The following is a 19,626-nucleotide window of genomic DNA, read 5'->3' as shown; positions in this document are numbered from 1 at the left end:
CAGTAAATACCGGCGATCACAGCATTGAGGTGCCGTAGTCCATATCGGACACGCCAAAATAGCGCGCCACCGTTTGGCCAACATCCGCAAACGTGGTGCGGTGCCCGCGCGAACCCGGCGTCACATTCGGCCCATAGATCAATACCGGCACATGTTCACGAGTGTGATCGGTGCCCGGCCAGGTAGGATCGCAACCGTGATCGGCGGTCAGGATCAGAATATCGCCCGGTTTGACCCGCGCCAGCATGTCCGGCAAGCGGCGATCGAACAGTTCCAACGCCGCCGCGTAGCCGGCAACATCACGTCGGTGACCATAGGAAGAGTCAAAATCAACGAAATTGGTAAAGACGATGGTTTCGTCGCCTGCGGCATCCATCTCTTTCAGCGTGGCATCAAACAACGCATCAATACCGGTCGCTTTGACCTTCTTGGTGATCCCCACCTGGGCATAGATATCGGCAATCTTGCCCACGGAAACCACCTGCCCGCCTTTTTCATCCACCAGTTTTTTCAGTACGGTAGGCGCAGGGGGTTCAACGGCCAAATCGTGGCGGTTACCGGTGCGTTGGAAGTTTTCCGGCTTGTCGCCAATAAAGGGGCGAGCGATAACACGCCCAATGTTGTAGCCCCCATCGGTAAGCGCCTCGCGCGCGATTTCGCACAGCTCATACAACCGGTCCAGCCCGAAGGTTTCTTCGTGACAGGCGATTTGGAACACAGAGTCGGCCGAGGTGTAGAAAATCGGTTTCCCGGTTTTCATGTGCTCTTCACCCAGTTGCTCGAGGATAACGGTGCCGGAAGAGTGGCAATTGCCCAGATACCCCGGCAAATTGGCGCGTTCTACCAACAAATCCAACAATGCCTGCGGGAAGCTGTTTTCCTGATCGCTGAAATAACCCCAATCAAACAGCACCGGCACCCCTGCCAACTCCCAGTGGCCCGATGGCGTGTCTTTACCAGAGGATATTTCGCTGGCGTGCGCATACGCACCGATGATGTCTGCCTTAGCATCCAATCCCGCAGGGAAATGCCCGGTAGAGGCTTCCGCCGCCTTGCCCAGCCCTAAACGGGTTAAGTTCGGCAGATGGAGTGGCCCGCTACGACCTTGATTAGCTTTGCCCTCGGCGCAGGCTTGCGCAATGTGACCAAGGGTATCAGAACCCGCATCGCCAAAACGCGCCGCATCTGCGCTGCTACCGATGCCGAATGAATCCAGAACCATAATAAATGCACGTTTCATTGTTTTCTCTCGTCTTTCGTAAGCGTTGCTCGCCGCGACCCAAGTGACTCGCGATTAATCAGCCTGATCGGCACCGATACAGCGATAAATCATCGGCATGGCTATTGGCGGCTCATCGCCGATGCTGATGGCGGCTCGAACCGCCTGTGCCGCCTCTTGCCATGCGGCCTCACTGTTGGCATGAATCACCGCCAGGGGACGCGAGGCGTCTACGCTATCGCCCAGACTCACCACGGCGTCCAGCCCGACGCTGTGATCGATAACGTCCCCCGCCTGACAACGCCCGCCGCCTAACGCGACCACCGCCATGCCGAGCGCCCGGGTGTCCATCGCGGTAACGATACCGCTGCGTGCGGCAAATACCGGCTTACTGAGCACAGCTACCGGTAAATAAGCATCCATCTGCTCGACAAAGTCCGTTGGCCCGCCCTGGGCTGCCACCATACGGCCAAAGACTTCAGCGGCGCGTCCATTATCCAGCACGGCTTGCAGACGCTGGCGCGCCACATCAGGGCTTTCTGCCAGACGGCCTGCCAGCAACATCTCAATGCAAAGCGACATGGTAACATCATACAGCCGGGAATTACGGTGCTCACCCGTTAAAAACCGTACCGCTTCACGGACTTCCAACGCATTACCCGCACTCGACGCCAGCACCTGATTCATGTCGGTTAACAGCGCCGTGGTGCGGCAACCCGCTCGGTTTGCTACGCTAACGATGGATTGCGCCAACTGTTCCGACAGCGCGTACGTGGGCATAAAGGCGCCCGACCCCACTTTGACATCCATCACCAACGCATCCAGTCCTTCCGCCAGCTTTTTACACAGTATTGAGGCGGTGATCAATGGGATAGAATCGACCGTGGCGGTGATATCACGCGTGGCGTAAAAACGCTTATCGGCAGGGGCCAAAGAACGGGTTTGCCCGATGATCGCCACGCCAACCTGACGGATGATGTCTCGAAACTGTTCGTCTTCCGGGAAGATGTTGAGGCCGGGTATCGACTCCAGTTTGTCCAGGGTCCCGCCTGTGTGGCCCAACCCACGCCCGGATATCATCGGCACATAGCCGCCGCACGCCGCCACCATTGGCCCCAACATCAGGGAGGTGACATCACCTACGCCGCCCGTCGAATGCTTATCCACCAGCGGACCGTTCAGGTTGAGATCGTCTCAGTGTAATCGGCTGCCCGAATCGCGCATCGCCAGCGTTAGCGCCACGCGCTCATCCATGGTCATGTCGCGAAAACAGATGGCCATCGCCAGCGCGGCGATCTGCCCTTCTGAGACGCTGTTATCGCATATTCCATTGATGAAAAAACGAATTTCATCTTCGCTCAACGTCTTGCCATCACGCTTGTTGCGAATGATTTCCTGAGTCAGAAACACAGCCATGCCTCCCGATCAAACTGCCGTAATGCACCACGCAATCAGTAACCCGACGACGACGACGCGCCATTCTGCCCCAACGTGGTAAGGAGATCGCCTAACAGGCCAGATGCGCCAAAGCGGAAGTGGCGGGCATCGGCCCACCCTTCGCCCATGATGTCATCAGCCAATTTCAGGTAAATCGCCGCATCCTGTGCGGTGCGCACACCGCCTGCGGCTTTGAAGCCTACACGATCGCCGACGTTTTTATCACGGAGGGTTTGCAGCATGATTTCAGCGCTGTGCGGCGTGGCGTTAACCGCCACTTTCCCCGTGGAGGTTTTAATAAAATCAGCGCCGGCATCAACGGCAATTTCACTCGCCTGGCGAATCAAGGCATCGGTTTTCAACTCACCGCTTTCAATAATCACTTTCAGCACCACACCAGCCTTCTGGCACAGTGTGCGGCAGGCAGCCACCAGCGTATGGCCGGTTTCCGTGTCCCCAGCCATTAATGCACGATAGGGAAACACCACGTCCACTTCATCGGCACCATAGGCTATCGCCGCCAGGGTTTCCGCGCAGGCGATATCAATATCATCACCGCCCTCAGGGAAGTTGGTCACGGTCGCAATGCGGATCTCCGGCGTCCCCTGCTCACGCAGCGTTTTACGCGCCAGAGGGATAAAACGGGGATAAATACAGATGGCGGCCGTGTTTCCTGCCGCGCTGCGCGCCTGCTGACAGAGTGCGATCACCCGCGCTGGTGTGTCATCGTCGTTCAGGGTGGTCAAATCCATTAGCCCCAGCGCACGTTGCGCTACAGCAGTTAAGTCAGTCATAGCAATATCCTGTATGTTATGGTTTTTCACGCTTTATTGTGAGAATAATAACAAAAATAAAGATTAATGTAATTTAAACAACATTAATGCGGTGAGGGTCACTCTTCCAGCCTGCTGCTCTTAAGTATAAGACGGAAGGAGAGGCAACGACGTGCCGTAGGCTATTAATGGGACAGCAAGGAGGTTATGGCAGGTTAGAGAGAAACACATCCTTGTGTTTCTCTGAGTGATAATCAGATACGGAATGCGCCGACGGCCATGCTGAGCTCTTCTGCACGTTCAGCCAGTGAACTGGCAGCAGCAGCGGATTCATTCACCAACGCCGCGTTCTGCTGTGTGACCGTCTCCATTTGTGAAATCGCCGTATTAATTTGCCCAATGCCTAAACTTTGCTCATGGCTGGCGGTAGAAATTTCGGTCACCAGTGAGGCCACCTGCTTAATCTCCGCCACCACCTCTTGAATAGCGTTACCCGCATTCCTGACGACATGGCGGCCTTGGCTCACTTGTTCAACCGAGGCGTTAATAAGCTCATTAATCTCTTTAGCCGCACTGGCGCTGCGCTGCGCCAGAGAGCGTACCTCTCCGGCCACCACGGCAAAACCGCGCCCTTGCTCACCGGCTCTCGCCGCCTCTACCGCGGCGTTAAGTGCCAGAATATTGGTTTGGAATGAGATGCCTTCAATCACGTTAATGATACTGGTGATTTTCTGTGATGAGGTCACCATCAACTCCATCGCAGCGGTCACCTCCACCATCATGTCCCCGCCTTTGACGGCCTGCTGAGAGGCAGACACCGCCAGTTGGCTGGCATGTGCGGCATTGGTCGCATTCAGCGTCACCGACGATGTAATTTGTTCCATTGAGGCGGCCGTCTCTTCCAAAGAGCTGGCCTGTTGCTCGGTGCGAGAGGAGAGGTCGATATTACCGCTACTGATTTGGCCGGACGCCGTGGCAATGATATCGGCATTGCTGTGAACACGTTCAACGATGCCGGTCAGGTTCAGCATCATCTCTTGTAATGCCGTTTGAAGCTGCCCCATTTCATCACGCGACGTGATCTCGACCTGATGGGTAAGATCGCCCCCCGCGACGCTCCTCGCCAATTCCACCGCATGCTTGATGGGCACCGCAATCGACATAATCAGTCGCCAGCCTGAAAGCGCCACGATCAAGACACCGGCTAAAAATATAATCACGACTATTGATAATATCTTACTAAAATCATTTTGAGATTCAGAATAGAGTGTACTGCCGACGTCAGACTGAAGCTTGATAAGCTGGTCGATAACCTGTTGTAGCGGTAAATACTCTTTTTTTAGCGAATGATTAATAATATCTTCCAACGTATCTTTGTCATGGTTCTTTATGGCATTGATGGCAGGAATAATAACGTTCTGGTGATAAGTTTGGCGTAACGCTGCATATTTTTCAAACAGCGTTTTCTCTTCGCCCGTCAGATAAGTATTACTGTATAGCGTCCATTGTTGATTATAGATTTTCAGTGCATTGTCAATCTGGTTGAGCCCATTGCTAACGTTATCTGGCTGGGCCAGATCGACGCTAGCAATTTCAAACATCACGCTGTCCGTCTGGCGATTGACGTTAGCCAGATACCCCAATGCAACCAACCTGTCGTTATACAAGGTTTTCATCGACTGATTAACGTTATTAATACCCGACAACCCTATTATCGTGACGACCCCCAATAGTAATGCCATCAATGTCATGACTGAAATCAATTTTAATTTAATGCTCATAGAAAAACCCCTGGAGAGAAGACTCACCAGCATATCGATCCCAGGATTAAAGTATTCATAGCGTCTCAAAAAAAATTTAAAAAACAATGAACGACCCAGTAAGATATATTTACTTCTTATGCCCTTTAAAAAGGGGGCTATTCATACTAAAAAGGAAGTGCATAGCGTTATATTATCAATGTAAGTAAAGTTATCGTTACATCAAAGCCATGCCAAAGATAAGGTTTTTTGAATTCAGTGCTTCGGGCTACACTGCCATTATCGTAACGGATAAAAACGCCTCTTAACCATGACAGACGCCTCACGCCCACAGTGGCAACTCTATATGCTGCGCACCGCTACTGGCGCGCTTTATACTGGCATAACGCGCGATATAACGCGCAGAGTGGCACAACATCAGGGTGGAAAAGGTGCGAAGGCACTGCGAGGAAAAGGCGAGCTGACGCTGGTGTATCACTGTGAAGTGGGGGATCACACCACGGCATTACGGCTGGAATACCGCCTAAAACAGCTGAGCAAGCAGCAAAAAGAGAGGCTGGTACGCGACCAGCCTACGACGCTCTCTGACTATATACGTATTGATGTTCCCTGAGGCGCTCAGGGAAGAAAGCGTTGGAAGGGCGCAGCATAATCCACGATGCCACTCACGCCTTCAAAATGGTTATCGGAAAGCGGGTACATCTGGAAAGCATCATCGCTATCAGGCCAGCGGCAGCGTAACTGCTGCTCCCGGGCGGGCACAAAGCCAAAGCGAGCATAGTAAGCGGGAGAACCGAGCACCACCACGGCGGTGTAGCCAAACTCGTTTAACGCATCCAGCCCTTCGTAAACCAGTTTTTCACCCCATCCTTGACGGCGCAGCGTTTCATCAACCGCCAGCGGCCCCAACGCGACCCACTGCCGGTCTTCGTCTGCGATGGTTACCGGGCTAAAAGCGACGTATCCCATGACGACACCTTCGTCATCCGTCGCGACAACGCCAAGCGTTAACAGCCCGTCTTCCCGCAGTTGATGAACCAGTTCGGCCTCTGCCGAGGTGGGAAACGCACGACGCAGCAGCGCATCAATACCTGCTGCATCTACCGGAATTTCCACCCGAACTAACATGTCGTGGCCGCGCGATTGTCAGCGTGCATCGCGCCCTCATGTAATCCCGCCTCAACGAAATCGGCCAGACGCAGCAGACCAATACGCAACGGCGCAGGCATAGCATCCAAATCGATAGAATCCATCAGGTTTTTTACATACAGCCCCAGTTCAGTATCGCCTTCAATGCGCAAGCGACGCTGGAAAAACAGCGTATCGGGATCTTCACGGCGTGCGGCGATCAGCACCAGATCGTTGGCTTCGGCACTGAAGCTGACGTCTTCCACTTCATGCTGGCTCACCACCAGACGATCGTCTCGCAATGTCACAAACCAAGTCAGCCCGACATCACGAACTTCCACTTTCAGCCAGCGTTCTGTCAGAAATGACAGCTCGCCTTCATCCAGCGCCTGCTGAAACTGCCAGGTCAGCACCCGTTCCAACACCTGCCGCTGTAAGGCAAAGGGGGTGAATTTCAGAGGCTTACCTAACAAGCCCGGACCTTGACGCACAATCTGTGCCCGTAGTTTTTCCAACACTGATGTACCCCTTATAAAGCAAACCGTTCAATCCAAGCCACTCAACCGCTGAACGCAGTAGGCCATGCGCACCGCATGTGCTGCTTTTCTCATCACGCTATTTTGCCACAGCCCAGTAAAGCAGACGCGATGCCGGGTCAATAATTTTATTATTATGCACGGAAATCTCGGTAATGCATGCAAGCAATCCCTATTCATTACACGATAAGCTGGCCTAAATCAAAGTCCTGCACCAGCGGGTTAATTAAGATTCCCTAACGTTAACGAAGGGTCGTGCGTTGATATCCCTATATTCCGCATGTCCCCGCCCTGCATCAGCCCTGACATGACATCAGGCTGCCTGATGAATGAGGAAACCCGTATGGAATTACTGTGCCCCGCAGGGAACCTGCCCGCACTGAAAGCGGCCATTGATAACGGTGCCGATGCTGTTTACATCGGGCTAAAAGACGATACCAATGCACGCCATTTCGCCGGGTTGAACTTCACGGACAAGAAGTTGCAGGAGGCGAGCGACTATGTGCATCGCCATCAGCGTAAACTGCATATCGCCATCAACACGTTTGCCCACCCAAACGGCTATCAACGCTGGGAGCGCGCTGTCGATATGGCGGCCAACATGGGGGCCGATGCGCTGATCCTAGCTGACCTTGCCATGCTTGAGTATGCCGCAGAGCGCTATCCGCATATTGAACGGCACGTCTCTGTACAAGCATCTACCACTAACGAAGAGGCAATTCGTTTTTATCAGCGCCATTTTGCGGTGCACCGCATCGTACTGCCTCGCGTGTTGTCGATCCATCAGGTTAAACAATTGGCGCGTACCAGCCCGGTGCCGCTGGAAGTGTTCGCGTTCGGCAGCCTGTGCATTATGGCTGAAGGTCGCTGTTACCTCTCCTCCTACTTGACGGGGGAATCCCCCAATACCGTCGGTGCCTGTTCGCCCGCTCGTTTTGTGCGCTGGCAGCAAACCGAAAAAGGGATGGAATCGCGCTTGAACAATGTCCTGATCGACAGATATCAGGATGATGAAAATCCCGGTTATCCTACGCTGTGCAAAGGTCGCTATCTGGTGGGCGGTGAGCGTTACCACGCTCTTGAAGAACCCACCAGCCTGAACACGCTGGAGTTACTGCCGGAACTGATGGCTGCCAACATAGCCTCAGTGAAAATCGAAGGGCGCCAGCGCAGCCCGGCCTACGTCAGCCAAATCACCCGCGTTTGGCGACAAGCCATTGACCGTTGCCTCGCGTCTCCCGCCACTTTCACCCCGAGTGCGGAGTGGATGTCTACGTTAGGTGCGGTGGCGGAAGGCACGCAAACCACGTTGGGTGCGTACCACCGTAAGTGGCAATAAGCGGCAGGTAAGAGAAGAGAACCGTATGAAATATGCGTTAGGAGCCATCCTCTACTATTGGCAAAAAACGGATGTGGAAGCCTTTTATCAGGCAGCCAGCCAGAGCAGCGCCGATATTGTCTATCTGGGCGAAACGGTGTGCAGCAAGCGACGCGCCATCAAAGTGGGCGACTGGCTCGATCTGGCGAAACAACTCGCCGCCAGCGGCAAACAAATTGTGTTGTCTACGTTGGCATTAATTCAGGCGCCTTCAGAACTCAGCGAATTGAAACGCTACGTGGAGAATGGCGAGTTCCTGCTGGAAGCCAACGATCTCGGCGCGGTGAACATGGCTGCGGACCGGCATTTACCCTTTGTCGCGGGCCATGCGCTTAACTGCTACAACGCGCATACGCTGCGTCTGTTGCATAAACAAGGGATGATGCGCTGGTGCATGCCGGTAGAGCTTTCCCGCGACTGGCTAAGCGACCTGCTCGACCAATGCGATGCCCTCGGTTTTCGCCATCAGTTCGAGGTAGAAGTGCTGGGGTACGGGCATTTGCCGCTGGCGTATTCGGCGCGCTGTTTCACCGCTCGCTCAGAAAACCGCGCCAAGGATGAGTGTGAAACCTGCTGCATCAAGTACCCGCAGGGGCGCGTCATGCTGTCGCAGGAAAATCAGCAGGTATTTGTGCTCAACGGTATCCAGACCATGAGTGGCTATTGCTATAACCTCGGCAACGAGCTGACATCGATGCAAGGTTTGGTGGATATCGTTCGTTTGTCGCCGCAGTCGCTGGATACGGTGAACATGGTTGAGCGCTTCCGCGCTAACGAGCAAGGGCAGGCTCCACTGGCCCTGACGCAGGATGCCGATTGTAACGGCTACTGGCGACGCGTCGCCGGTCTGGAATTGGTGTCCTGATGCGCGTCGGGCGGCGAGCCGCCCGATCGCCCGTTTTGAATATAAAAATGTGCGAACGTGCGCAATACTGTGAAAAAAACACAGTGAGCCTGCCGCAATGTCAACGAATACCCCAACCGCCCTGTTTTCGCACGATATCCCGTTTTCCGTTTTGGATTTAGCGCCGATCCCACAAGGGGCCTCGCCGAGAGATGCCTTTCATCACTCGCTCGATCTGGCGCAGCACACAGAAAAATGGGGCTACCACCGTTATTGGTTAGCCGAGCACCACAACATGACTGGTATTGCCAGCGCCGCAACTTCGGTGCTGATCGGCTATCTTGCTTCCGGCACAGAACGCATCAGGCTCGGCTCCGGTGGCGTCATGCTGCCAAACCACTCCCCGCTGGTGATCGCCGAGCAGTTCGGCACGCTGGAATCACTCTATCCCGGGCGTATCGATTTAGGCTTAGGACGTGCGCCAGGCACCGATCAGCGCACCATGATGGCCCTGCGTCGCCACCAGAATGCGGAAATCGACGATTTTCCCCGCGATGTACAGGAATTACAGCGCTATTTTGCAGACGCTCAACCAGATCAGACGGTACGCGCCGTGCCGGGTCAAGGATTACACGTGCCACTCTGGTTGCTGGGTTCCAGCCTCTACAGCGCGCAATTAGCGGCAGCGTTGGGGTTACCGTTTGCCTTCGCCGCGCATTTCGCCCCAGATATGTTGCTTCAAGCGATGGCACTGTACCGGGAGAAATTCAAACCCTCCAGCACGCTGGACAAGCCCTATGCCATGGTGTGCGTGAACGTGATTGCGGCTGAAAGCGAGCGCGATGCGCGTTTCTTGTTCACCTCGGTACAACAGCAGTTTCTGAATTTGCGTCGTGGGCAACCCGGGCCGCTGCCTGAGCCAGTGCAAGAGATGGATTCACTCTGGTCTCCAACCGAACAGTTTGGCGTGGACCAAGCGCTGCGTTTAGCGATCGTGGGTGACAACAGTAAAGTGCAGCATGGCTTGCGCAGCTTGCTGCGAGAGACAAAAGCAGACGAGATCATGATCAATGGGCAGATTTTTGATCATCAAGCGCGAAAAGACTCCTTCGAGCGGATCATGCAGATACGTCAGTCAATGATCGGCTAACGCCATTCTATCTGGTAGAGAGGGAATCCCCTCTCTATCACAGCGATGGCCTAAAGGTTATTTTCCGCCTGCGGTATAAGGCAAGCTGTCAAAAGTGCGCAGCCCTTTCTTATTGTCAGGGTTGCCTATCCAGCGCTCTGATTCACGGAACGCTGGGCTGACCAAGCTCTTTTCCGGTTCCTGAAGATCGTAGCTGAGTCCTGCCAATGTTGACCAGGTATGCAGCAGATGCGCATTGCTGTATTTCCGGTTTACGTAAGGGGCATAGTCGATCGGGTGATCTTTCTGCCACTGTGGCGAATTCCAGAGAATGAATGGCACCGTGTACATGGTGCGCGTCGGCGCAGATTCATCGCGTCCGAGCACGTTGTGCGGCGGCGTCTCGTACACGTCTTCACCATGATCCGAGAAGTAAAGCAGGAAACCATTCGGCTGCGTTTTTTCAAAGGTGCGGATCAGCGTTTCGACCACATAATCGTTGTACAGCTCGGCATTGTCGTAATCGTTGTAGACTTCGACATCGCTGTCGTTCACGCCGTCAGGAATTCCTTCTCGTCCAACAAATTTCGTTGTCTCTTCAGGATAACGAAATTTATATTTCATGTGCGTTCCTAACAGGTGCACCACAATGAATTTCTTCTCAGCAGGATCGGCCAGTACCTTTTCAAACGGTGCGAACACCACGTCATCGTACTGACGCGCACTTTGGGTGCGCTGATTGTTCATATAGAACTGTTCGTCTGTCTGCTGAGAGAACACGGTCAGCAAGGTATTCCGTTTGGTCATGGTCTGCTGATTGGTGATCCAGAACGTTTTGTATCCGGCCTGTTTCATCATGTTCATCAGCGAAGGTTTAGTCAGATAGAGATCCGGCTGCAACTCATCGGCAAACGTCAGCGCCTGCTGCAAGATTTCAATGGTGTACGGACGTGAGGTCACGACATCGTTGAACACCACCAGATTGGGATCGCTTTTGCGCAGCGCGTCTAGCCGCGGCGTGGTCTCACGACCGTAGCCATACAGGCTCATGCGGCTACTGGTGGTTGACTCACCGATCACCAATACCAGTGTGCGTGGCGTATCACCATTCGCGTCTTTCAGGTTTGCCAGCGGGGGCAATGCCGCATTCTGCTCGAGCATTTCTGTCATGCTTGCCAGCTGCTGGCGGTACTCAACATAACCTGCAATATACTGCCACGGTGCAGTAGTGGACATACGGCTTGCCAGATAACCGCTGGCCTCTTCCAGTGTCTCACCCTCGTTATGCATTTTTTTATAAAGGGGAACACCAAACAGCACCACGGCAATTAAGGTGCATACCGTCACTTTATATTTAAACGGCAAGTAAACTGGTCGCACTTTACGCCACAGGAACCCAACGATCACCGTATAAAAAAGCAATATAGCCAAAACTTTCAGACTGAAATATTGACTTACATATTCACCAGCCTCCTTGCTATTAGACTCAAACATCACAAACATAACGCTTTGTGAAAACTCTTGTTTATAGATCGAGTAATAGCCCAGGGCGATCAAAGAGGTAGCCCATAACAGGATACCCAATACGCTGCTAATGATTTTAGTTCTGGCAGGGAAAACAAAAACCGGGATCAGCCATAGCAAGCTGTAGAGTAACGAATCGCGTAATCCTGTGGTACCGCTATGACCAGTCAGAACAATGACAAGCTGGAGGGCGCAGGAGAAAAACCAAAAATAGAGCAAAAGCCATCCGAGCGAACGCCAACTAAAGCGTTCTTTAACAAAGAGTTCAGACATATTTAATTCCACACAACGTTGTTATTTTTTATGCAGCGCCAAATAGCACTACTTTAATGAGGCCTATTTTTTAGTACCTCTCTTCCGGCACCGCAATAACCAACGCCGAAGAGCTGGACTATCTCTTTAAAACCTTAAAACAAAATTAAGTTCAGCCGGTAAGTCAAAAAAAAGCGGCCCACCATGATCGGCGGGCCGCTTTTTATACCAAAAAAGAAACAAGGGTAAAAGTTGTGTAAGAGACTATTTTAGTCTTAGAAGCGAAGTGTTGAACTTCGCCCCAAAGATAAGCCAATACGTCAGCTACCCATTGTTGTTTTTATTGACCAACGTCCGCAGGACGGCGGCGCGGAGCACGTTGACCTTCACTGCGTTGACCGTCACGGTTGAAATTGCGTTCACGACGTTCGCCCTGACCTTCACGGCGAGCATCACCCTGCCCACCGAATGAACGACGGGCACCGTCACGACGATCGCCAGCACCAGAACGCGGTGCGCCACGGCTGTCGCTACGCTCACGGCGTTCGAACGGCTGTGCATCACCGATCAGTTGCATGTTCATCGGCTTGTTCAGGATGCGTGTGCGAGTAAAGTGCGTCAGCAGGTCGCCCGGCATTCCCTTCGGCAATTCGATGGTGGAGTGTGATGCATACAGCTTGATGTTGCCGATATAGCGGCTGCTGATATCCCCTTCGTTGGCAATAGCGCCCACGATATGGCGAACTTCAACACCGTCATCACGGCCCACTTCAATGCGGTACATCTGCATTTCGCCCACATCACGACGCTCACGGCGCTGCGGACGATCGCCATCATTACCTTGAGCCGGGCGACGATCACCACGATCGCCACGGTCATTACGATCATCACGATCGCGGAATTCACGGCGCGGACGACGTTCAATCACCGGTTCCGGCGGCAGGATCAGCGGACGCTCACCTTGTGCCATTTTCAGCAATGCCGCTGCCAGCGTTTCAATATCCAGCTCTTCTGCCGGTTGCAGCTTAGCCAGCAACGCACGGTACATATCCAGATCGCTGCTTTCCAGTTGTGACTGCACTTTGGCCGCAAACTTCGCCAGGCGGCGCTCGCCTAACAGTTCAACGTTCGGCAAATCGACTTCAGGGATCGTCAGCTTCATGGTGCGTTCAACGTTGCGCAGCAGGCGACGTTCACGGTTTTCCACGAACAGTAATGCACGACCTGCACGACCAGCGCGGCCAGTACGGCCAATACGGTGCACATAGGATTCGGCATCCATCGGAATATCGTAGTTCACCACCAGACTGATACGTTCCACATCCAGACCACGTGCTGCAACGTCAGTGGCGATCAGAATATCCAGACGACCATCTTTCAGGCGCTCCAGCGTCTGCTCACGCAGAGCCTGGTTCATGTCGCCGTTCAGCGCCGCGCTGTTATACCCGCTACGCTCCAGGGCTTCAGCCACTTCCAGCGTGGCGTTCTTGGTACGCACGAAAATAATGGCGGCGTCAAAATCTTCCGCTTCCAGGAAACGCACCAGCGCTTCGTTCTTACGCATGCCGTGCACCGTCCAGTAGCTCTGGCTGATATCCGGGCGCGTCGTCACGCTTGATTGGATGCGCACTTCCTGCGGATCTTTCATAAAGCGGCGCGTAATACGGCGAATCGCCTCTGGCATGGTTGCCGAGAACAGCGCCGTTTGGTGCTGAGCCGGGATCTGGGCCATGATGTTTTCAACATCGTCAATGAAGCCCATACGCAACATTTCGTCCGCTTCATCCAGTACCAGACCGCTCAGGTTGGAGAGATCCAACGTACCGCGCTTCAGGTGATCCAGCAGACGTCCCGGAGTACCCACTACAATTTGTGCACCCTGGCGCAGCGCGCGCAATTGAACGTCGTAGCGCTGGCCGCCATAGAGCGCTACCACGCTCACACCGTGCATGTGTTTAGAGAAATCATTACAGGCTTCAGCCACCTGCACCGCCAACTCACGGGTCGGTGCCAGCACCAGCATTTGCGGCGCTTTAAGTTCAGGCTTGAGATTGTGCAGCAGCGGTAATGAAAACGCTGCCGTCTTGCCGCTACCGGTCTGGGCCATACCCAGAACGTCGCGACCATTAAGCAAATGGGGAATACATTCTGCCTGGATGGGAGAGGGCTTCTCATATCCCAGATCCGACAGTGCATTCAAAATAGGAGCGGACAGCCCCAGGTCAGCAAAAGAGGTTTCAAACTCTGCCATGTAAACGTGCCTCATAGTGAAATGGCGGCCAGTCTACACGTAACTTGTCGAGAAAATACTCAGTCATTTTCATTGAAAAGTGTGAACCGGCTCAAATTAGATTAAAAAACGAACAAAAAAGCCCTCGCCCGTTAAGACGATGGAAACAATGGTTCCCGGCTGATTACGTTCGTCAGCTATTGCTGGTCCGATCCTGATAGGTCGTCTTGCTCTTGGCCTAACAATGCCAATTCCAACAATGCATAGCGGTGCTCAACAAAGTTATGTACGTTGTTGGCAACCGTCAGCTTGAACAGCGCCATGGCGTTGTTCTTGTCCCCCAGACTTAGGTAGTGCTTACCTAAATAGAAGTCAGTTTCACTGAGATGCTCAGCGAGCGAAGTGTTATCCGTTGCTTCTGCCTTCAGGCGCTCCATCAGCACAGCTTCACTGATGTTACCCAGGTAGAATTCGACAATATTCCATCCCCAAGGACCTCTTTCTGCACTGTCATAACGCTTCTTCAGCGCGGCTTTGGCAGCATTGGGATCTATCTCCCGTTCAGCCAAGTACAGCCATAACGTACGGAAAGGATCGTTCGGATCGTCTCGATAAAACGCCAGCAGATCATCCTGCGCTAACAGGTAACGACCGCCATAATACAAGGCGATGCCCCGGTTCAAACGCGCATAATTGTAAGTTGGATCAAGCTCTAGTACAGAATCAAACGCTTCATAGGCAGCATCAAAATTGCCTGCCTGCGTTAAATAAATGCCGAGATAGTTAAACACTTCCGGCATATCCGGACGGATTGATAGCGCCTGTGAAAAATCATTACGCGCTAACGCTCTCAGTCCGAGACTATCATACAGCACTCCGCGCTCATATAATAGCTGTGCGCGTTCATCATCGGTTAACGCCCGACTGGCAAGAATTTGTTCCATGCGCGCCAAAATGACTTCCTGCTGTAAAGCAGGCTGCACTGGAATTGCCAATACTGCGTTTTTACGCCAATCCGTGTTGCTGCATCCTGCCAGCATAAGTGCTGTCGCAACATAACACCAGCGTAAGAAAGGCTTCATTTCCCACTCCCGAAGACAAACATTGGATGAACATCCTGTCCCCGCACGCTCAATGTGAGGCTATCCGCGCCGCACAAAATGCCCAACTCCCCGCAAAGCGGGGAGTGGCAAAACAACAGCAAACCGGCTGTTATTCTTCCTCAGAAGGCGCTGTAGCAGCGGCATCCTGAGGCTGAGCAGTTGCTTCCTTGATACTCAAACGCACACGGCCCTGACGGTCAACTTCCAGTACTTTAACCGGAACTTCCTGACCCATTTGCAGGTAGTCAGTGACTTTCTCAACGCGCTTGTCAGCGATTTGAGAGATGTGTACCAGACCTTCTTTGCCGCCGCCAATGGCAACGAACGCGCCGAAATCAACGATACGCGTTACCTTACCCTGGTAAACACGACCGACTTCGATCTCTGCGGTGATCTCTTCGATACGACGAATGGCATGACGTGCCTTCTCGCCGTCGGTGGCGGCGATTTTCACCGTACCGTCATCTTCGATCTCAATGGTGGTGCCCGTTTCTTCGGTCAGCGCACGGATCACAGAACCACCTTTACCGATCACGTCTTTGATCTTGTCGACGCTGATCTTGATGGTGTGAATACGCGGAGCAAACTGAGAAATATCGCCACGCGGCGCGCCGATAGCCTGTTCCATCACGCCCAGAATGTGCAGACGCGCACCCTTAGCCTGATTCAGTGCAACCTGCATGATTTCACGGGTGATGCCTTCGATCTTGATGTCCATTTGCAGTGCGGTAACGCCTTCACGACTACCCGCTACTTTGAAGTCCATGTCGCCCAGGTGATCTTCGTCACCCAGAATATCGGACAGCACCACAAAGTTATCGCCTTCTTTCACCAGACCCATTGCGATACCCGCAACGGCGGCTTTGATCGGCACGCCAGCGTCCATCAGCGCCAGAGAGGCACCACAGACAGAAGCCATGGAAGAAGAGCCGTTGGATTCTGTGATTTCAGAAACCACACGCACCGTGTACGGGAACTGAGCAGCGGTAGGCATCACGGCCAGCACACCACGTTTCGCCAAACGACCGTGACCAATTTCACGACGCTTCGGCGAGCCAACCATACCGGTTTCACCCACAGAGTACGGAGGGAAGTTGTAGTGCAGCAGGAAACGATCGGTGGTTTCACCGGTCAATCCATCGATATTCTGTGCATCACGTTCGGTGCCCAGCGTCGCCGTTACCAGCGCCTGTGTTTCACCACGAGTGAATAATGCAGAACCGTGGGTTCTCGGCAGCACGCCAGTACGCACATCCAGCGCACGGATCATGTCTTTTTCACGGCCATCGATACGCGGTTCACCACGCAATACGCGGCTGCGCACTACGTTTTTCTCGATGCTACCCAGGATGTCCTGAATTTCACCGGCATCCAGCGTTTCATCAGCAGCCAGCAGTTGCGCTTCAACGTCGGCTTTGATGGCATCGATCTGGGTGTAACGCTCTTGCTTCTCGGTAATGCGGTAAGCATCGCCCAGACGCGCTTCAGACAAGGCTTTTACTTGTTCCAACAGCGCAACGTTTACGGCAGGTGCCTGCCAATCCCAGCGCGGTTTACCCGCTTCTTTTACCAATTCATTGATATTGTCGATAACGACTTGTTGCTGCTCATGGCCAAACACCACAGCACCCAACATTTGGTCTTCGCTCAGCAGATCCGCTTCGGATTCCACCATCAACACCGCGCCCTGCGTACCGGCAACCACCAGATCCAGACGGCTCTGTTTCAGTTCGTCAATGGTCGGGTTCAGCACAAACTGGTCGTTGATGTAGCCAACGCGAGCAGCACCAATCGGTCCATTAAACGGCAGACCGGACAGGCTCAGCGCAGCAGACGCACCGATCATCGCCACGATATCCGGGTTGATCTGCGGGTTTACAGAAACCACCGTTGCGATAACCTGCACTTCGTTAACAAAGCCATCAGCGAACAGCGGACGGATTGGGCGGTCGATCAGACGAGAAATCAGAGTTTCGCCTTCGCTCGGACGGCCTTCACGACGGAAGAACCCACCAGGGAAGCGGCCCGCAGCGTATGTACGCTCTTGATAGTTAACCGTCAGCGGAAAGAAATCCTGACCTGACTTCGCTTTTTTCGCACCGACAACGGTAACGAAAACGGCGGTGTCATCCATGCTCACCATAACGGCAGCAGTGGCCTGACGTGCCATCATGCCCGTTTCGAGCGTGACGGTGTTCTGACCGTATTGAAACTTACGTACGATAGGATTTAGCAAAATAATATCCTTTACTCAGGGTTTATCATTCTCGGGTTTACCAGATGCCAGCCGATGTCATTGTGTTCGGCATGGCGTCTTCCCGTTGATTACAAACCATCTCACTACATCCTCGCGACTAATGACAACCCTCACGTCCTGCTGGAGCGGGTCCAGAAAGGGACATAAAGTTTCTCATTAGCCGCGCGAACCTCTGTAGCGAACGGCGACGACAAAGTCGGTAATACATTACTCTGTTTTGCAAGCACTTCCTAGAAGAAAGGGGCCCAATAAGGCCCCTTTCCACTGAAACTCGCCAGATTAGCGACGCAGACCCAGACGCTCGATCAGGGTAGCATAACGCGCTACATCTTTACGCTTCAGGTAGTCCAGCAGCTTACGGCGCTGAGAAACCATACGCAGCAGACCACGACGGCTGTGGTGATCCTTTTTGTGCTCGGAAAAGTGGCCTTGCAGATGGTTAATCTGCGCGGTCAACAGGGCAACCTGCACTTCGGTAGAACCACTGTCGTTAGTGCCACGACCGAATTCTGCGACGATTTTTGCTTTAGCTTCAACGCTTAGAGACATTGTAATACTCCAAAACAGTATAGATAAAAAAAAACAGGTGCCGATCTCTAATTCAGCGACCTATGTAACCTATTAAAAATAGGCCGCGCTATTCTACTCTCAGCCATGGCCGATCGCAAGGCAGACGCGGTAAGCCTTATTCCGAGAATTCGACCACCAAACGCTTGGGTGCCACGCGCCCGGCATCATCGATAATCCCCATACCAATAAACGCATGGGCATCACCTTCAGTGATGCGTACCATCCCTTGCGCGGGTGCATTCGCCGCCGCAACGGCCTGCCCGAGCTTGAGATAACCCGCCACGGCGAGCGGTAAATTCACTTCAGGATAGTTGCTGACCGGGCTGTCCATCGGCATCAGCAGCGGATCCAAAACCGCTTCAAGGGATTGCCCTTCCGCTTGCGCCGACAGGGCTTGCAACTGTTCCAATGTCACCATGCGCTCAGCCGGATAAGTAGCAACCTGCACGCGGTGCAGATAAATCACATGGGCACCACAGCCGAGCTTCTCACCGAGATCGTCAATGATGGTGCGAATGTAGGTGCCTTTGGAACAGTGAATTTCCAACTCCAACTCATCCGCATCGTGGCGAATAAACAGCAGTTCATACACGGTGATATCACGTGCTTCACGCGGGACGGTGATACCCTGACGTGCATACTCATACAGCGGGCGACCCTGATGCTTCAGCGCAGAATACATCGATGGCACCTGCTGCGTGGTGCCACGAAAACTTTCCAGCGCATCCGCCAACGCCTGCTCGGTAAACGCCACCGCGCGCGTTTCCACCACATTGCCATCAGCATCAGAGGTGTCGGTACGCTGCCCAAGACGAGCAATCACTCGGTAACGCTTATCTGAATCCAGCAAATACTGCGAGAACTTGGTGGCCTCGCCCAAGCAAATGGGCAGCATTCCGGTAGCCAGCGGATCCAACGCACCGGTGTGTCCAGCCCGGTTAGCATTAAAAATGCGTTTTACCTTTTGCAGCACGTCGTTGGATGACGCGCCTTGCGGTTTATCCAGCAATAACACGCCGTGGATATCACGGCCGCGACGACGAGGACGACTCATCAATCCTCCCGATCGTCGTCACCGTTGGCAGAACGCTTCTCGGCATCATTGCGCAAGACGTTGGTCACCAGGTTGGACATCCGCATCCCTTCCACCAACGAATTATCGTAGGCGAACGTCAATTCCGGTACCACGCGCAAGCGCATTGCCTTACCGAGCAGTACACGAATAAACCCGGAAGCATCCTGCAAGGCTTTGATACCCGCTTTCACTTGCTCGGGTTTGTTATCGTTCAGAAATGTCACAAATACCTTGGCGTACGCCAAATCGCGAGACAGGTCGACACCAGAAACCGTCGCCATGCCAACGCGTGGATCTTTCACTTCACGCTGAAGAATAATGGCGATCTCTTTCTGCATCTCTTGCGACACGCGCTGAGTGCGGCTGAATTCTCTAGCCATAATCGAATCCTCAAGGAAAAATCAGGGGGCA

At 53.4% G+C, this 19,626-nt stretch carries 16 protein-coding genes and 1 pseudogene; 4 read left to right on the top strand and 13 right to left on the bottom strand.

Annotated features, from left to right (window positions below; all coding sequences use genetic code 11):
- Window positions 1–16: 16 nt before the first annotated feature.
- The 4 genes and pseudogenes from deoB to J5224_RS12280 all read right to left on the bottom strand — a co-directional run bounded on the left by deoB (window position 17) and on the right by J5224_RS12280 (window position 5,210).
- Window positions 17–1,240 carry a phosphopentomutase gene (gene deoB, locus J5224_RS12295; protein ID WP_264625647.1) on the bottom strand — a complete coding sequence of 408 codons (1,224 nt, stop codon included), beginning with the start codon at window positions 1,238–1,240 and terminating at the stop codon, window positions 17–19.
- A 54-nt stretch (window positions 1,241–1,294) separates the two neighbouring features.
- Window positions 1,295–2,629 (bottom strand): annotated as a pseudogene (gene deoA, locus J5224_RS12290) (thymidine phosphorylase).
- 41 nt (window positions 2,630–2,670) lie between these two features.
- On the bottom strand, window positions 2,671–3,450 hold the full coding sequence (deoC, locus tag J5224_RS12285) for a deoxyribose-phosphate aldolase (protein ID WP_264625646.1): 780 nt from the start codon (window positions 3,448–3,450) through the stop codon (window positions 2,671–2,673).
- Window positions 3,451–3,683: 233 nt separating this feature from the next.
- Window positions 3,684–5,210, bottom strand: a complete 1,527-nt coding sequence (locus tag J5224_RS12280) for a methyl-accepting chemotaxis protein (protein WP_264625645.1) — start codon at window positions 5,208–5,210, stop codon at window positions 3,684–3,686.
- A gap of 289 nt (window positions 5,211–5,499) precedes the next feature.
- On the opposite strand from J5224_RS12280, the gene J5224_RS12275 reads away from it, so the two are divergent.
- Window positions 5,500–5,802, top strand: a complete 303-nt coding sequence (locus J5224_RS12275; protein WP_264625644.1) for a GIY-YIG nuclease family protein — start codon at window positions 5,500–5,502, stop codon at window positions 5,800–5,802.
- A gap of 5 nt (window positions 5,803–5,807) precedes the next feature.
- On the opposite strand, the gene J5224_RS12270 is transcribed toward J5224_RS12275, so the two are convergent.
- A complete protein-coding gene (locus J5224_RS12270; protein WP_264625643.1) occupies window positions 5,808–6,317 on the bottom strand; it encodes a GNAT family N-acetyltransferase in 510 nt (169 codons plus the stop codon).
- On the bottom strand, window positions 6,311–6,835 hold the full coding sequence (ubiT, locus tag J5224_RS12265) for a ubiquinone anaerobic biosynthesis accessory factor UbiT (RefSeq protein WP_264625642.1): 525 nt from the start codon (window positions 6,833–6,835) through the stop codon (window positions 6,311–6,313). Before ubiT ends, J5224_RS12270 begins: the two co-directional genes overlap by 7 nt.
- 361 nt (window positions 6,836–7,196) lie before the next feature.
- Between ubiT and ubiU the strand changes: the two genes are divergently transcribed.
- From ubiU to J5224_RS12250, 3 genes are all read left to right on the top strand, one after another.
- Window positions 7,197–8,192: a ubiquinone anaerobic biosynthesis protein UbiU gene (ubiU, locus tag J5224_RS12260; protein ID WP_264625641.1), complete on the top strand. Its 996-nt coding sequence runs from the start codon at window positions 7,197–7,199 to the stop codon at window positions 8,190–8,192.
- Window positions 8,193–8,217: 25 nt separating this feature from the next.
- On the top strand, window positions 8,218–9,096 hold the full coding sequence (locus tag J5224_RS12255) for a U32 family peptidase (RefSeq protein WP_264625640.1): 879 nt from the start codon (window positions 8,218–8,220) through the stop codon (window positions 9,094–9,096).
- Window positions 9,097–9,193: 97 nt separating this feature from the next.
- A complete protein-coding gene (locus J5224_RS12250) occupies window positions 9,194–10,225 on the top strand; it encodes a luciferase-like monooxygenase (RefSeq protein WP_264625639.1) in 1,032 nt (343 codons plus the stop codon).
- 57 nt (window positions 10,226–10,282) lie between these two features.
- On the opposite strand, the gene cptA is transcribed toward J5224_RS12250, so the two are convergent.
- The 7 genes from cptA to rbfA all read right to left on the bottom strand — a co-directional run bounded on the left by cptA (window position 10,283) and on the right by rbfA (window position 19,595).
- Entirely contained in the window at window positions 10,283–12,001 is a 1,719-nt protein-coding gene (cptA, locus tag J5224_RS12245) for a phosphoethanolamine transferase CptA (RefSeq protein ID WP_264625638.1), read from the bottom strand.
- 319 nt (window positions 12,002–12,320) lie between these two features.
- The gene (locus tag J5224_RS12240) at window positions 12,321–14,231 is read right to left on the bottom strand and encodes a DEAD/DEAH family ATP-dependent RNA helicase (protein ID WP_264625637.1); all 1,911 of its coding nucleotides are present in this window, start codon (window positions 14,229–14,231) and stop codon (window positions 12,321–12,323) included.
- A gap of 176 nt (window positions 14,232–14,407) precedes the next feature.
- Complete coding sequence (gene nlpI, locus J5224_RS12235) at window positions 14,408–15,292, bottom strand: lipoprotein NlpI (protein ID WP_264625636.1); 885 nt, start codon at window positions 15,290–15,292, stop codon at window positions 14,408–14,410.
- A gap of 130 nt (window positions 15,293–15,422) precedes the next feature.
- Window positions 15,423–17,549, bottom strand: a complete 2,127-nt coding sequence (pnp, locus tag J5224_RS12230; protein ID WP_264625635.1) for a polyribonucleotide nucleotidyltransferase — start codon at window positions 17,547–17,549, stop codon at window positions 15,423–15,425.
- Window positions 17,550–17,849: 300 nt separating this feature from the next.
- Window positions 17,850–18,119 carry a 30S ribosomal protein S15 gene (gene rpsO, locus J5224_RS12225; RefSeq protein ID WP_195312637.1) on the bottom strand — a complete coding sequence of 90 codons (270 nt, stop codon included), beginning with the start codon at window positions 18,117–18,119 and terminating at the stop codon, window positions 17,850–17,852.
- Window positions 18,120–18,255: 136 nt separating this feature from the next.
- Window positions 18,256–19,194 (bottom strand): tRNA pseudouridine(55) synthase TruB, encoded by a 939-nt coding sequence (truB, locus tag J5224_RS12220; RefSeq protein WP_264625634.1) that lies wholly within the window; start codon window positions 19,192–19,194, stop codon window positions 18,256–18,258.
- Entirely contained in the window at window positions 19,194–19,595 is a 402-nt protein-coding gene (gene rbfA, locus J5224_RS12215) for a 30S ribosome-binding factor RbfA (protein ID WP_264625633.1), read from the bottom strand. Before rbfA ends, truB begins: the two co-directional genes overlap by 1 nt.
- Window positions 19,596–19,626: the final 31 nt, after the last annotated feature.

The sequence above is a fragment of the Candidatus Symbiopectobacterium sp. NZEC135 genome (genome assembly GCF_025962695.1).
This window is presented reverse-complemented; position numbering and strand designations above follow the sequence as displayed.

What these genes read in the sequence shown, in the direction of transcription:
- deoB (WP_264625647.1), bottom strand. Translation starts at nt 1,240, where the DNA reads ATGAAACGTGCATTTATTATGGTTCTGGATTCATTCGGCATCGGTAGC.
- deoC (WP_264625646.1), bottom strand. Translation starts at nt 3,450, where the DNA reads ATGACTGACTTAACTGCTGTAGCGCAACGTGCGCTGGGGCTAATGGAT.
- J5224_RS12280 (WP_264625645.1), bottom strand. Translation starts at nt 5,210, where the DNA reads ATGAGCATTAAATTAAAATTGATTTCAGTCATGACATTGATGGCATTA.
- J5224_RS12275 (WP_264625644.1), top strand. Translation starts at nt 5,500, where the DNA reads ATGACAGACGCCTCACGCCCACAGTGGCAACTCTATATGCTGCGCACC.
- J5224_RS12270 (WP_264625643.1), bottom strand. Translation starts at nt 6,317, where the DNA reads ATGTTAGTTCGGGTGGAAATTCCGGTAGATGCAGCAGGTATTGATGCG.
- ubiU (WP_264625641.1), top strand. Translation starts at nt 7,197, where the DNA reads ATGGAATTACTGTGCCCCGCAGGGAACCTGCCCGCACTGAAAGCGGCC.
- J5224_RS12255 (WP_264625640.1), top strand. Translation starts at nt 8,218, where the DNA reads ATGAAATATGCGTTAGGAGCCATCCTCTACTATTGGCAAAAAACGGAT.
- J5224_RS12250 (WP_264625639.1), top strand. Translation starts at nt 9,194, where the DNA reads ATGTCAACGAATACCCCAACCGCCCTGTTTTCGCACGATATCCCGTTT.
- cptA (WP_264625638.1), bottom strand. Translation starts at nt 12,001, where the DNA reads ATGTCTGAACTCTTTGTTAAAGAACGCTTTAGTTGGCGTTCGCTCGGA.
- J5224_RS12240 (WP_264625637.1), bottom strand. Translation starts at nt 14,231, where the DNA reads ATGGCAGAGTTTGAAACCTCTTTTGCTGACCTGGGGCTGTCCGCTCCT.
- nlpI (WP_264625636.1), bottom strand. Translation starts at nt 15,292, where the DNA reads ATGAAGCCTTTCTTACGCTGGTGTTATGTTGCGACAGCACTTATGCTG.
- rpsO (WP_195312637.1), bottom strand. Translation starts at nt 18,119, where the DNA reads ATGTCTCTAAGCGTTGAAGCTAAAGCAAAAATCGTCGCAGAATTCGGT.
- truB (WP_264625634.1), bottom strand. Translation starts at nt 19,194, where the DNA reads ATGAGTCGTCCTCGTCGTCGCGGCCGTGATATCCACGGCGTGTTATTG.
- rbfA (WP_264625633.1), bottom strand. Translation starts at nt 19,595, where the DNA reads ATGGCTAGAGAATTCAGCCGCACTCAGCGCGTGTCGCAAGAGATGCAG.